12 protein-coding genes and 1 pseudogene are annotated in these 14,961 nt (G+C 35.6%); all 13 read left to right on the forward strand.

Going from position 1 to position 14,961, the window contains the following annotated elements; genetic code table 11:
- Positions 1-277 precede the first annotated feature (277 nt).
- Positions 278-577 carry a Cys-every-fifth RiPP peptide CefA gene (locus BFO_RS15410; protein ID WP_087879726.1) on the forward strand — a complete coding sequence of 100 codons (300 nt, stop codon included), beginning with the start codon at positions 278-280 and terminating at the stop codon, positions 575-577.
- Positions 578-683: 106 nt separating this feature from the next.
- Positions 684-1,979 carry a radical SAM/SPASM domain-containing protein gene (locus tag BFO_RS00380; RefSeq protein ID WP_014223565.1) on the forward strand — a complete coding sequence of 432 codons (1,296 nt, stop codon included), beginning with the start codon at positions 684-686 and terminating at the stop codon, positions 1,977-1,979.
- A gap of 64 nt (positions 1,980-2,043) precedes the next feature.
- Complete coding sequence (locus BFO_RS00385) at positions 2,044-3,627, forward strand: S41 family peptidase (protein ID WP_014223566.1); 1,584 nt, start codon at positions 2,044-2,046, stop codon at positions 3,625-3,627.
- A 542-nt stretch (positions 3,628-4,169) separates the two neighbouring features.
- Positions 4,170-5,387, forward strand: a pseudogene (locus BFO_RS00390) (cysteine peptidase family C39 domain-containing protein); the annotation flags it as partial.
- Between the two features lie 305 nt (positions 5,388-5,692).
- A complete protein-coding gene (locus BFO_RS00395; protein WP_014223568.1) occupies positions 5,693-6,652 on the forward strand; it encodes a TraB/GumN family protein in 960 nt (319 codons plus the stop codon).
- A gap of 9 nt (positions 6,653-6,661) precedes the next feature.
- Positions 6,662-7,798 (forward strand): TraB/GumN family protein, encoded by a 1,137-nt coding sequence (locus BFO_RS00400; RefSeq protein ID WP_014223569.1) that lies wholly within the window; start codon positions 6,662-6,664, stop codon positions 7,796-7,798.
- 306 nt (positions 7,799-8,104) lie between these two features.
- Positions 8,105-8,638, forward strand: coding sequence for a glycoside hydrolase family protein (locus BFO_RS00405; protein ID WP_014223570.1), 534 nt, complete (start codon positions 8,105-8,107; stop codon positions 8,636-8,638).
- A complete protein-coding gene (locus BFO_RS00410; RefSeq protein ID WP_014223571.1) occupies positions 8,635-9,849 on the forward strand; it encodes a TIGR04157 family glycosyltransferase in 1,215 nt (404 codons plus the stop codon). The genes BFO_RS00405 and BFO_RS00410 overlap by 4 nt, the downstream gene beginning before the upstream one ends.
- Positions 9,850-9,886: 37 nt before the next feature.
- Entirely contained in the window at positions 9,887-10,816 is a 930-nt protein-coding gene (locus tag BFO_RS00415; protein ID WP_014223572.1) for a LytTR family DNA-binding domain-containing protein, read from the forward strand.
- A 283-nt stretch (positions 10,817-11,099) separates the two neighbouring features.
- The gene (locus tag BFO_RS00420; RefSeq protein WP_041590498.1) at positions 11,100-11,282 is read left to right on the forward strand and encodes a class I lanthipeptide; all 183 of its coding nucleotides are present in this window, start codon (positions 11,100-11,102) and stop codon (positions 11,280-11,282) included.
- A 362-nt stretch (positions 11,283-11,644) separates the two neighbouring features.
- Entirely contained in the window at positions 11,645-12,808 is a 1,164-nt protein-coding gene (locus BFO_RS00425) for a helix-turn-helix domain-containing protein (RefSeq protein ID WP_014223573.1), read from the forward strand.
- A 346-nt stretch (positions 12,809-13,154) separates the two neighbouring features.
- Positions 13,155-14,345 (forward strand): lanthionine synthetase C family protein, encoded by a 1,191-nt coding sequence (locus BFO_RS00430; protein WP_014223575.1) that lies wholly within the window; start codon positions 13,155-13,157, stop codon positions 14,343-14,345.
- A 23-nt stretch (positions 14,346-14,368) separates the two neighbouring features.
- Positions 14,369-14,743: a hypothetical protein gene (locus tag BFO_RS00435; RefSeq protein WP_041590499.1), complete on the forward strand. Its 375-nt coding sequence runs from the start codon at positions 14,369-14,371 to the stop codon at positions 14,741-14,743.
- Positions 14,744-14,961: the final 218 nt, after the last annotated feature.

A 14,961-nucleotide genomic window follows, 5' to 3' on the forward strand; every position in this document is an offset into this window, starting at 1 on the left:
ATATAATGATATATTTTGAAAGGTATTTCTATGGGGCAGTGAAAGTGCGCAATGAATAAGTGTCTTTTCAATCGGTCACTCGGTATTTCCGGATAAAGATAGCGTGTGTTTGTGTGGATTTATGAAACGGCAGTTAAGGGCAAATATACCGTTTATCGGAAAAAAACGACCGTTCGTTAGGAAAAATGCTACCGTTCGTTAGAAAAGCGGAGTATAAATTGGAGCAAGAAAGGGAGGATAATTATCTTTGCTCCCGACATATTAAAATTTTACCGTGATGAAAAAATTAGAAAAACTAAGATTGAAAAAAGGAAAATCTTTTGAGGTTATTGACTATGGATTGTCTAAAAGTCAATTGTCCCATATGGAACAGTCTTTTCTTATTGGAGGGGTATATGCTTGTGCAGGCAATGCCTGTGGAGGTGATGCTTGTGTAACTGATGCATGTGGAGGTAATGCATGCGGTGGTGACGGTTGTCTAATAAACGCATGTGGTGGAAACGCATGTCCTGTACAATTGTGTCCCATTGACGCTTGTTCTGTTGATGGTTGCTGGATTGATGCATTTCATTCATAAGTGTAGTGTATAATGTGTGCTCAAAAAAAGGCATAGTTGTTTGATTTATTGCAATATAAATATTGGCAAGGCTGTTTTTTTGGGCGCTTTAAACAAACTGTTTATTATGGAATGGAGTATTTATAACTATATGTATTATTCAGAAAAAGCACAAGCATATCTGTTATATAGTTCTTTGTCAAATATGTTTGTAAAGTTGAATCAGGAAGGTTATGAGACTATTATAAAAATAAAAAATGATCCCAATTGTATTGAAGCAAAAGATAGACAATATCGTTTTTTGTTTGATAAACGTTTTATTGTAGAATCAAATGAAAATGAAAGAAATAAAATAGTGTTATCCGCCATTACTCAAAGGTTTAATCCAGACGTTATGTCATTGACAATTGCCCCCACGCAAGCGTGCAATTTTAATTGCCCTTATTGTTATGAAGGTAATAAAGCTAAAAAGAAGATGACCGACAGAGTTCAGAGTGGCATTATTGATTTTTTGAAGCGAAAAAAAAATATTAAAAAGCTTAATGTAATATGGTATGGTGGAGAGCCTACTCTAGCAATAGACGTTATTCGAAAGCTGTCAAATAATATGCAAGCAATCATAAATAATTATAGCTCATATATGATCACAAATGGATATAATATAGATAAAATAGTAGATTTTGTAGATGAGCTTAAAATAGGTGGTATGCAAATCACATTGGATGGGACGAAAAAATCTCATGATAGTACAAGATATCTAGTGAATGGAAAAGGTAGTTTTGATAAAATATTATCAAATATTGATCTCTTGTTGTCGGTGTCTAATAAGGTTAATATAACAGTAAGAATGAATGTTTTGCAGGAAAACTCAAAAGAATATGAACCTTTATATAGATTATTGCGTTTAAAATATAATAAACGAGTGAATTTGTACCCTGCATTTGTCAAGAATTACATAGGGAGGGAGGAGTTGGGAGAGTGCTACGATGACAGTAGAAGTAAGGCGTCTTTTCTTAAAAATCTATATTATAATAACAGGGTATATGCGCATTCTTTATATCCGACAAGAGTGGGAAAGGGGTGTATGTGTCAATCTTTAAATGCTTTTGTTGTGGGTGCAAGTGGAGAGTTATATAAATGCTGGCATCATTTAGGTTTAAAGGATAAAATTGTAGGTAGTATTTTTAAACCAGATATCATAACTGATTACGCATTATTTGCGGATATGATGATTAAAAACGATGCTTTATTCGATGAGAAATGTAGATCTTGTGTTTTATTTCCATCCTGTGATGGTGGTTGTACAGATTTAAGAAACACAAAAGAAGATTGCTGTATTCCAGCAAAATCCATGTTAGAAGATTTCTTGGACATACGTTATCTATTATGGGCGCAAAGCCGGGGTATTGATGGTTTGCATTAGTCGTCGTCTTTTCCTGATCATGCGTTAACAAATTTCAAATTTTCAAACATTTAAACATAAAGACATGAAGTTAAAGCGTTATAATATGGTTTTATTGATTGGTGTATTGAGCTCTCTTTTGTTAAAAGGACAAAATATTCAATTTAATAAATATTCGAATAAGATAGTGGAAGATTTAAATATATATTTAAATGGAAATGTTTATCAGAAAGATTTTCTTTTGTTTGTAAATATGATAGAGACGACTCATCCTGCATTTTCAAATACTCCACCAATTGACATTGATAGTTTAAGAAAAGACGGATATACGAAGATGGCTTTGTGTAAGAGTGTTGCTGATTTTAGATTTTATTTACAATCTGCACTCTCTCATTTGAAAGATGGACATAGTACTTTGTTGCCTGATTATAAAAAAAGTATGATATATCCATTCGCAGTTTTCTTAGATGATGATAAAAAAATATATTTAAGAGGGATAAGTGAAGGAATGGAAGAGTATCTTGGTAAGGAGATTTCAGAAGTTAATGGTCACACGATATTGAAGGTAGTAGAAAGTTTTAAAACTCTAATAAGCGGTGATAATATTTTCTGTTTTTATAAGAATGTTGTCAATGTTTTACCCGTCTTTTCTTTATGGAAAAATACATCGAACTGTTTTGCGGATTCTTCTTTATGCTTTACATTTTCTGATAGTACTAGAATGACATTAAAACCAGTACATATGAATGAGCTTAATATTATATGGAAGCGACCTGATAGTTGCAGAAATTCTGTTAGGCAAGATACAAAAATGCCGTTTATTTATAAAATATATTCTGATAAGAGTATTTGTTACTTGCAATTTAATTCCTGTATTGATCAAAAATCTCTTCTACAGCAATACTATCAAAGTAGGGGTATAGGCTGGAAGGATATTTCAGATGAAGTAGAAAAAAAAATTCTTTTATACCCAAGGTTTGATAGCTTTTTAGAGAATATGTTTAAAGAGGTGGAAGCAGGTGGTATAAAAACATTGGTTGTGGATGTTAGGAATAATCGGGGGGGGAATAGTATGTTATGCAAACAATTATTGTCATGGCTAAAACCTATAAAAGAAATAAATAAATCAAAAGTTCAAATACGGTTTTCAAAATTATGGGAGCAGCAATACCCCTTGCTATCAGAGAAATATAAAAACATTTTATCCAATAAAGGTGATGATTATGAGTTAGGGCGCTTATATGATGTATCCTATTTATCAGAAAAAAAAGACTCTTTTCCATTTCAAAAAAACGAAAATATCTACACTGTAAATACGGATAGCGATAAAGTCTTTAATGGTAACGTTATTTTTATCCAAAATAGCAATACGTATAGTAGTGCTGGTATGCTTGTGACTGAATCGATTGATAATGAAATAGGTCTAGTGGTTGGTGGTAACAGTTCTTACAAACCTTGTAGTTACGGGGATTTATTGGCTTGGGAATTGCCGAATACAAAGGTAAAAGGTTATGTGAGTCATAAGGTTTTTAATCGTCCCAATATGGATGAATGCGATGAGTCTCATATTCGGCCTACTGTTTATATACCAAATAAATGGTCGGATTTTCTTGTCGGTAATGATGCTTGTTGGGATTGGATAGTAAAGATGTATTCAGAAGGCAGATAGTCCTTGTGAATATATTCTCGATTAAAATTGGAATTGATTTACATGTAATTCGATATTTGGTTTTTGTTTGCTAAGAAGGGTTAGTATATCCGCTTTTTGAAATTAATAGTTGTATTTTTTTATTTATACAAATGGCTTGAGAGGGAGAATAGGAGTGTAAAGTTTTTATATTTACGTTGTTCTGATAAGTAATTCAAGAAAATTACTTTTAATGACAATAATTCTCGGATCCCAATGTATTTTCCAGTATTAGCATCAATGATAAGTGTGTTGGAGGTTGAAAATTGGCTATTAATTATAAAATTTTTCCAAGTATAATTTCTTTAATAGTGTGTAAATTTCATTTTTTGCTAATTTGCTTATGTGTGGTGCGATAGTCCTGGTGGTGAGAATGTTAAAGGTTGGATAAGATATTCCAAGGGAATTTATGTCTATATATTCGCAATAAACACTTTCTGTTTTGTTATTTATTGTGATAGCTTTATTATCCTCAATCGAATTCTGAACCTTTATATAGCAATTAAATTTGTGTGATTTAATGTATGTTGATATTATTTCCGTATTCTCTTCAACTAGACTCCATAGATTGCGGTCCAACCTGCTTGCGCATGATAGCCAAGCACTATGGCAGGTACTACAGTCTGAAAACCCTTCGTCAACATTCGTTTATTACACGTGAAGGAGTTTCCATATTGGGTATAAGCGATGCGGCAGAATATATCGGCTTTCGTACATCAGGAGTTATGATTTCGTTCGAACAGTTAGTCGAAGAAGCTCCGTTGCCATGTATCATACATTGGAAACAAAACCATTTTGTGGTGGTTTACAATATAAAGAAGAATAAAAAAGGCGGATATCGAATTTATGTGGCCGATCCGGCACTAGGATTAGTAACCTACGACGAAGCCGATTTAAAAAAATGCTGGCTGAGTACAAAGAAAGAGAACGAAGATAAAGGAGCTGCTCTGCTTCTACAACCCGGACCGGAGTTTTACGATCGCGAGGATGAAAAAGAAAATCGCAATCGCAGTCTCCGGTATTTCCTTCGATACTTGAGACCTTATAGAAGTCAGCTTGTTCAACTAATACTGGGAATGGTTGTAGTGAGTATCCTGCAACTGATCTTCCCGTTTTTGACCCAGTCACTGGTGGATATCGGCATCTGTGACGGGAACCTGAGTTTTATCACGCTGATTCTGATTGCTCAACTCATTATTTTTATCGCCCGCCTTTCCGTGGAGTTTATCCGCAGCTGGATATTGCTGCATATGAATACACGAATAAACATTGCCTTGATTTCGGATTTTCTGGCCAAATTGATGAAATTGCCTCTTCGCTATTTCGACACGAAAATGACAGGCGATATCATGCAGCGTATCGGTGATCACGGACGTATCGAATCGTTTCTTACGGGCAATTCCATCAGTACGCTTTTTTCATTTGTCAACTTCTTTGTGTTCGCCATTGTGCTGGCTTATTATAATTTAGTTGTTCTTGGCATTTTTCTTGTCGGTAATGCCTTGTATGTGGTATGGATACTCTCTTTTATGAGGTATCGCCGTGAGTTGGACCACAGACGTTTTGCCCAATCGGCCGGAGAACAGAGCAGTATCATTCAGCTCATCACCGGCATGCAGGAAATCAAACTCAACAACTGTGAAAAGCAGAAACGCTGGCAATGGGAACGAATCCAGGTAAAACTGTTTAAGATTGGGGTGAAAGGATTGGCCGTGGGACAGCTTCAACAGGTCGGCTCGGTGATATTGTTCGGGAAGTGTATATATGAAAAAGTTAAATAAAGTTACTATGAGGCGTTTTTTCACTTGGGGAATTTGCATGTGTGGAAAATATATTCTAAATTCGCGACCGGATGTTTTATGGTAATATATATGCAGTTACAACATGAAAAAGTACACTTGCTTGAAAGAATTGCGAATCACTTGATAATAGAATCTTTCGCTGTTTACAGGTTTTCCCGGAAGTCTTTTATCCCTGTTTGCTTCCGATATAGAAAATGACAGGTGGGCTAAAATCCTTTTGTTATAATGATAAAAACACAGAAAAAATGAAGAGAATCTTAATTACCCTATTTTTACTCTCGTCCTTCTCAATAGGGATTTGTTCGGCTCAATCAACACAAGAGGCCGAATCGAATAACAATGAAAACAGTTTGCTCTGGAGAATTTCAGGCAACGGTTTACAACATGATTCATATCTTTTGGGAACGATGCACAATGTTGGCCGAACATTCTTGGATAGTATTTCGGGATTCGGAAAAGCTTTTAATGCGGCCAAGCAGGTGGCGGTAGAATGTGACATGTTTACAGCAGAGTCTAATAGAAACTCTAAACCTAAAGAAGAACTAAAAGACTATATCTTTATGCCCCAAGATACGACCTATGCCATGCTTTACAGCGGTGATGACTATCAGTTTGTCGATTCCATAATGAGAAGTGGCAACCGTCAATATTTCAAGTATAAACCGTTTTTTTGGAATACGATCTTAGCTAAGATAGTAATATATGACAGCATCAAAAACATACAGAGTTCTATGGATGGATTTATCTTATTAATTGGTTATCAGAATAATAAGAAAATCTGTTTTATGGAAACTCTTGAAGATATCGGTCGAAAAGCAACTGAATTTGATTCATTAGGGTATGTGATGGACTTACACTATCAAGCTAAAATGTTGCAAAATACATTAAGGCATCCCAATAGTACACGTTCTTTCGTGAATCAAATGAAGAAATATTATTTCAAACAAGCATTAACTCAGTTATCGATAGATTCTTTAACTAAACAGCTAAAACTTGAGGATACTCCGCAAATCATACGTGATTATTTTAAATATATGAATGATGTATTAATTGTTACCCGAAACGAAGAATGGATGAGTAACATTATTCCGATGATTCATGAAGATTGTTCGTTAATTGCGGTCGGAGCATTGCATCTGATTGGCCCCGACGGATTAATTGCCAAGTTAAGGGATCGCGGATACAAGGTTGAACCGATGAGATAAGGCTAAGTTATGAAAACCGTCGCGATATGTAATTCTTGCATGCAAGATATTGCTTGTGATAGTTTCTTTGATGAATTTCTCATCGATGAACATAAACTTACTGTATCTTTATTAGAAGTGCCTGATCCGGATTTTACGTCTTTATTCACCCCCACATTTTATAATTATAAAAAAACAAAGAGAATCTTAATTGCCCTATTTTTACTTTCGTCCTTTTCAATAGGGATTTGTTCGGCTCAATCAACACAAGAGGCCGAATTGAATAACAATGAAAACAGCTTACTTTGGAGAATTTCGGGCAACGGTTTACAACATGATTCATATCTTTTGGGAACGATGCACAATGTTGGTCGCACGTTCTTGGATAGTATTTCGGGATTCAGAAAAGCTTTTAACGCGGCTAAGCAGGTGGCAATAGAATGTGATGCTTATGATTTGGATAATCAGGAAATAGATCTTGCTGAATATGTTTACATGCCCCAAGACAGTACTTATGCAACATTATATAGCGATAGTGACTTTCAGTTTGTCGATTCAATACTAAGAGAAGGGAATCCTCAATATTTCAAATACAAACCAATGTTCTGGTGTTCGTTCTTTATAAGTATGATAGCCCATCAAAATATTAGAGGAAAAGAGACGGGTATGGATCGATTTATTTTACTAATCGGGAAGCAAAATTACAAAAAGACACTCTTTATGGAAACCTTAGAGGAAGTAAATAAGAGAACCGCTTATTTGGATTCTCTTAGATATTCGATCAATCTGAAATACCAAGCCGCCTCTTTAAAAGCAATATTGCAATATCCTGAAACGTTTTCTGCTTCAATGAACCTTGCATCCAAATTATATAAAGAGCAAAGCATGAGCGGTTTGATGGCTATTGATTCGCTGAATAAACAGAACATGAATTTTTCAGAGCTCGAAAACATTCAAAATGAAGAGAAACAACATTTCAAAAAAATGACGGAACACTTTTTTGAAATATTAGGCTCCAGACGCAATGAACAATGGATGAGTAACATTATTCCGATGATTCATGAAGATTCTTCGCTAATCGCAGTCGGAGCAGGACATCTGATTGGCCCCGACGGATTAATTGCCAAGTTAAGGGATCGTGGGTATAAGGTTGAACCGATGAGATAAGGCTAAGTTATGAAAACCGTTGCGTAGGGGTGAAAGGATTGGCCTTGGGACAAGTGCAACAGGTCGGCTCGGTGATATTGTTCGGGAAGTGCATATATGAAAAAGTTAAATAAAGTCACTACGAGACATTTTTCACTTGGAAAATTTGCATGTATGGAAAGTATGTTCTAAATTTGTGATCGGATGTTTTATGGTAATTATGCTATGCAATTACAACATGAAAAAGTACACTTGCTTGAAAGAATTGCTAACCACCTGATAATAAATAGCAGTTTTTTGGATGACCTTGGATTATTCCACGGGAAGATGGGTATTGTGATTTTCTTTTACCATTATTCACGCTATACAAACAATCCGATTTACGAAGAATTTGCCGGGGAATTATTGGATGAGGTCTATGAAGATATTCATAGAGGAATGTCATTCGATTTTGAGAACGGACTGTGCGGTATCGGCTGGGGAATCGAATATTTGCTGCAAAACGGTTATATAGAAGGTGATTCGGACGAGATATTGGAAGATATCGACCGAAAAATTATGGAGTATGATCCACGGCGTATCACCGATACAACCTTCCGTTCGGGCTTTCCCGGACTTTCATGTTATATCCGGACTCGTTTGAATTCACCATGCCGAAATCCGGATACTGTTCCTTTTGATGCGTTGTATTTGTCGGAATGGGAAAATATACCGGACAATTCGGAAGAATGGCAGGGGGCTACCGAGCAGATATTGATCCGTATATCAGGCACTTCTCCGCCGAATAAAAATATTACAGATGGGCCGCCGGGATTGGAAAACGGATGTGCCGGATACGGACTGAACATACTATTGAAATGATCCATGTGTATTTATTGAATGAGGGAAGCCGGGCTGCTGCATATGGCATAGGTACTTATGTTCGGCAGATGATGGAATGTCTACAAGGCTTGGAAACCGTTACATTGCATGTCGTTAACCTGTCTTCGGATGAAAAAGAGTCTGTCGTAAAAAATGAGAAGGAGGTCGAAATGTTTTATGTTCCTTCCATTCCACCAGTTTTCTCCGGATACAACAAACGATATATCCGGCATGCCTGGTTCTTGATACGTCAATTTATCCGTATAGAAAAAAATGATCGTTTGATATTTCATTTGAACTATTATCAGGAATATTCGCTTATACCATGTATACGAGAGGCATACCCCGATAGCCGCATCTTCTTTACCGTACATTTTCAGGAATGGTGTTTTCAGATATTTGGAAATACGACTTATTATAAAGAAATCCTTCATCGTAAGAAGGAGGAAACCCTTAAGACCGACAAAGAGCGAATGATATGCGATTTATACGACAAAGAGCAAATACTTTTTAAAGAAACAGATAAGGTTATCTGTTTAGCTCGATATACATATGCTCTTATGCGAGAAGAATATGGAATACCGGAAGAAAAACTTGTGTTGATCCATAACGGATTGAAAGACGAATACGTTCCGCTATCTCCGAAAGAACGTTTGAGTATAAGAAAAAAGCTCTTTTTTAAGGACAATGAAAAAATCATTCTGTTTGCAGGCCGGTTAGATGAAATAAAAGGATTGGATTACCTGATACAGGCATTTAAAATACTTTCGTCCCGTATGGAATGTCGTTTGGTGATTATCGGAGACGGAGATTATAATATCTATTTAAAAAAATGTAAAGGTTATTGGAATCGGATTACGTTTACAGGTCGTATAGAGAAGAAAGAATTGTATCGTTTTTATCAGATCGCGGATGTTGGCGTAATGCCTTCTTTTCATGAGCAGTGCAGTTATGTCGCGATTGAAATGATGATGTTCGATGTTCCGATGATTATATCGACAACAACAGGACTGAATGAAATGCTTGATGAGGACGAATGCAAAATAAGCATTGAGGAACAAGAAGATGGAGCAATCCTTTCGGTAGAAGAATTAGCCGGTAAGATCGAGCAGAAACTGCTGCAGAAGAATTGCGGATATAGGGAAATTTATCTTCAGAAATATGAGATATCCTCCATGAAACAAAATATAAGGAGCTTATATGAATCTTAAGTCGTAAAGAATTATATCTATTAAATACCTGTCAATTATGGATAACATGAAGAATTATTTTTGTTCCCCGGCAATGGATCGCTTGCTCAGTCAGCACATCCTTCGAGTAGACGAAATGCCCCATGTCGGTTTGTATGGCGGAAAATTAGGCTTGATCATTTTACTGTATCATTATGCACACTTCAATCGGAATAAGCCATATAAGGAGCTTGCAGACAGGCTAATGGAGTCATCCTTAGTCATCCCTTCGGACTTTTCATATCGATTTTCCGATGGACTGTCCGGTGTCGGTTGGGGGCTTTTGCACTTGATGAGACAAGGCTTTGTGCAAATAGATGAGGATGTTTGGCATGAATTGGACAGGCGATTGATGAATCTTAACCGAATGCAAATACAGAAAGAAGATGCTATTGATGAGTTGGCCGGATTAATTTCTTATGTGGAAATTCGAGAAAAACACTTGTCTGATCGTGAACAGATGTCATCTTTTTCTCCGGATTTCGGGCTACTGATAAAGTCCCTAAAACAGAAGATCGGATATAAGGCGGTAGATGATGGTACTGTACTGCGAAACATTGCAGTGCATTTACAGAGAGAGAGACAACTAAAATTGACAAAAAGCAAAATGGTCTTTTATCCAACGCATATGGTTGTGAAACAAAATGACGGATATATCAAGCTAAAATATCGCGATATTTTGTCCTTGCGATGGGAACAGGGATATACGGTTATCCGCTTGCTGTCAGGCAAAGAACTATTAGAGGATCAATCATTAAAGGAAATAGAAACTTGTTTGCCGGAATATTTTTGTCGTATCAATAAAAAGTATATTCTAAATTTGCACTATATGCAAAGTGTCCGACATAAAAATGGAGAAATGATTGTGGTAATGCAATATGATGACGAATTGTATACTGTTGCTCGCCGACGGATGAGTGATTTTAAAAACAAGTGGTGCGGATTATAAAAACGATATAATGATATATTTTGAAAGGTATTTTCTATGGGGCGGTGAAAGTGCGCAATGAATAAGTGTCTTTTCAATTAGTCACTCGGTATTTCCGGATAAAGATAGCGTGTGTTTGTGTGGATTTATGAAACAGCAGTCAAGGGCAAATATACCGTTTATCGGAAAAAAACGACCGTTCGTTAGGAAAAATGCTACCGTTCGTTAGAAAAGCGGAGTATAAATTGGAGCAAGAAAGGGAGGATAATTATCTTTGCTCCCGACATATTAAAATTTTACCGTGATGAAAAAGTTGAAAAAATTGTCTTTAAACAAAGAAGTTGTGACAAAACTTCAAAACGATGAGATGAAAAAATTGGGTGGAGGACATGTTACTTGGCTAACAATTAGTACCATTGGATTTACGAACACAATGGTGTCTTGTGATGGTTGTAGTATGGATGTGAATAAATGCACCTATGCATAATTCATAGGTATAGATATCCACATGGTTATTGCATAAAATCTGTTTACTAATGGGCTTTAATAATAAAACCAAACTATTTGTTAAAAACAAGAATGGGAGATTATTGATAATCTCCTCTTGTTTTTATAGGTGTATTTTTGACGATTGAAATGAAAAAGGTTGATTTTTTTTAATTATTATATGATAAATATCATAAGTTCGTTGACACTTTTGTATCATAAGTTCGTTTACATCTAAGTGTGTAAATTATATCATAAGTTCGTTGACGGTTTAATTACCAATTTGTATCACGAGTTCGTTTACCCGAACTTAAAAAGTTCTTTGACCCACTGTTTACATTAATTGTTTATAGTAAAAAAACTATGAACAATAAAGAAGAAATTTTAAGAAAACAAGCCATTGTCCTTCACTTGCAAGGCCTGTCTGTACAGGAAATAAGTTCACAATTGAATCGCAGTCGTCAATGGGTGTACAAATGGATTAAACGGCATTCGGCATCACCGGAGAAAGAGAATTGGCATCAGGCCCATTCCAATGCCCCAAAGAATATTAGAAACCGCATTCCTAATGAAACGGAAACGGCCATTATCAACATTCGCAAGGAACTTGAGTCAAACCCTTACCATCAGAACGGAGCCGTCAATATCTTTTACAAGTTGAATGAGGCGGGGATAAAACCACCCTCTACGGCCACCATCAACCGGGTCATCAAACGCAACGGACTGCAAAACAAATCACGCGGCAAGATGCGGAAAAACGCAGAATATCCGTCAAGTTTCATTAATGTACAACAAATGGATTTAATCGGTCCTTGCTACCTGAAAGGTGGATTTAAATTTTACTTTTACTCGATAATGGATGTGGAAACCCACCATGCGGAAGTTTATCCGGTCAAAAACAAATCGGCGAAAAGCATTGTTCCCTGCCTGATAGATTTTTGGGAGAATTTTCAGTTACCCGATTTTTTGCAAATGGACAACGAGCTTTCTTTCAGGGGAAGCAACAAACATCCCAGGAGTTTGGGGCTATTGCTTAAAGTGGCACTTTCGTACGGAGTTACGCCCGTTTTCATTCCTCCGGCAGAGCCTTGGCGAAATGGTGTTATTGAGAAGTTTAATCACAACGTGGAGAAACGCTTTTTTGCTTCACGCATTTTTTCCGGTTTTGAGGAAATCAAAGATGAAGCTGCAACTTTCAGTAACTTCCACAACGCCAATCACCGCTATGGGTGCATCCGGAACCGAACTCCGAATCAAGTGACTGATCCGCCTGAAAAACGATGGAAACTATCACGGAAAATTGACTTGAATGCCAAAATTCCTGTCGAGGAAGGTTCCCTGATTTTTATCCGCTTTATACGAAGCGATTTAAAATTACGTATCCTTGATGCTGTTTTCATCGTAAACGAGGAATTGAAATATTCGTATGTTATGGCTGAAATCATCTTGGATAAATTTGTTCTGGTGGTTTCTCGAAACCATATAATATTTCATTATTTCCCCTTTGCTATGAATCTTCCAAAGTAAACAATATGTCAACGAACTCCTGATATTTTAGACGCCCTAATGGGCGGCCAACCCCATGGGGTTGTCAACGAACTGCTGATACAGTTCCCGGATTAAGATGTCAACGAACTGCTGACACACTTTTGTCGCTTAAAAATGTCAACGAACTGCTGATACATAACAATTATAGATTAATGAGGCGGGGGTTGATTAAAAATAAGATAGATTATTTATATATGTCTCCATTTGGGGAGATTAATTTATTTGTTTTTTATTTGATTAAATATTGTAAAAAAATAAAATCTTATTTTGACAACATTAAATTTCCACGGTAGGAATATGTAAAAAATGAGAAAATTATACGATTATGACAAATAAAAAAAACGGTATTGTTGATCAAAAAATAAACTTGATAGCAGAAGCTGTTTTTGGAAAAAAACAGCAAGGAAAAACTTTAGGTTTATATATGGGAGAATATGGTATTTTATTGTTTGTGTTTTACTATTTGAAATACTCTAAAAACAAAACACATATTTTATTGGTAGATAAATATGTTGAGACGTTAATCAATCGCCTTTCTGAGGAGATGCGATTATATACTTTTTGTGATGGTTTGACTGGAGTTTTATATTTGCTTGATTTTATGCGTGATAATGATTTTTTGAGGGTGGATATAAGTAGAATTCAGCCAATATTGGATAAATATATTACTACATTAATGAGATATGATATTCAGCGTAATTATTATGATTTTATGCATGGAGCTTTGGGGGCTGGATTTTATTTTTTAAAAAGGGAAGATGCCATCGAATACATTTATGAATTGATAGATTTTCTGTATAATACAGCAATAAAAGATAAAAAATCTTGCTATTTTAAATGGGGTACAAGGATAATTAATGAAAAGAAGTCGGTGTATAATCTTGCTTTATCTCATGGTATTTCAAGTATTATTGTCTTTTTATCACGGGTTTTAGAAAAAGGTATTACAGATGAAAGGGTTGTAGACATGCTGATAGGCTCTGTTGATTATATATTATCACAACAATTTGATTCTTTACATTACGACTATTTTTTCCCCGATTTCGTATATAATGATGGGTTAAAAAATAACAAAAGAAGCCGCTTGGCATGGTGTTATGGTGATCTTGGGATTGGTATGGCCATATGGCAATCTGGGAAGATACTCAAAAATGAAGAATATAAAAAAGCAGGATTGAGAATTTTAATGGAGTCAACTAAACGTCGGAATTTAAAAGAAGAAGGAGTGTTGGACGCAGGTCTTTGTCATGGGAGTTCAGGAATTTCCATGATATTTCGTAGAATGTATATAGAAACTCAACAAAGAGAGTTTGCTGATGCTTGGGATTATTGGATAGAAAAAACGTTGAATTTTTCCATTTTTAATGATGGTCTAGCTGGATATAAAACATATGTACTGAATGGTTGGGAATGTGATTATTCACTATTAACTGGGATATCTGGAATAGGGCTTGCATTAATCTCATATATAGCTCAAGATGAGCAGAATTGGGATGAATTGTTTTTGCTGTCATAGATGGAATACATATTATATACGTAATGGAATACAATGAATGGTTAGAAGATGTAATTCGATTGGAATGTTTGTTGTTTGTAAAAACGGATATTTATCTGTTAGTAGAAAGAAAAAAAAGAAGTAAATGCCTCACCTTTAGTGAGAGAAAGCAGTTGTGTGTGGATGTTTTTGAGATTTTCCAGAGGTTAATTGGAGTCTTGCAAACATCGTGTCCGAAATTGACAAAGGAAGATATTCTTTTTTGTTGCCTCTTTAAAGTTGGGCAAGATTGCTCTTTTATAAATTGTTGCATGGGAAGCATAAGTCGTCCAGCATTTAATCAGCGGAGATATCGTATTAGAAAAAAAATGACACAAGCAAAAAGTGAAAAATTGTTTGAATTGATTTTTGGGGCTTAATGCAATGTTGTCCTAACTAGAGTTTGCTGAATAACGCATTTTGCCAATTAAACTATTGATTGTTAAGATAATATGAGCAATCAGTCAAAATTAAGCGACATGTTTAGAAAAATTTACATACAGCCCATTTCCTATATCCGACAAAGCTTTATTTGTGGTATAGAAAAGCATCTCAGAAACTATCTTTGTAGAATTAATTAAATAAGCTTTATTTAAAA

The organism is Tannerella forsythia 92A2, from assembly GCF_000238215.1.
GTDB classification, from domain to species: domain Bacteria; phylum Bacteroidota; class Bacteroidia; order Bacteroidales; family Tannerellaceae; genus Tannerella; species Tannerella forsythia.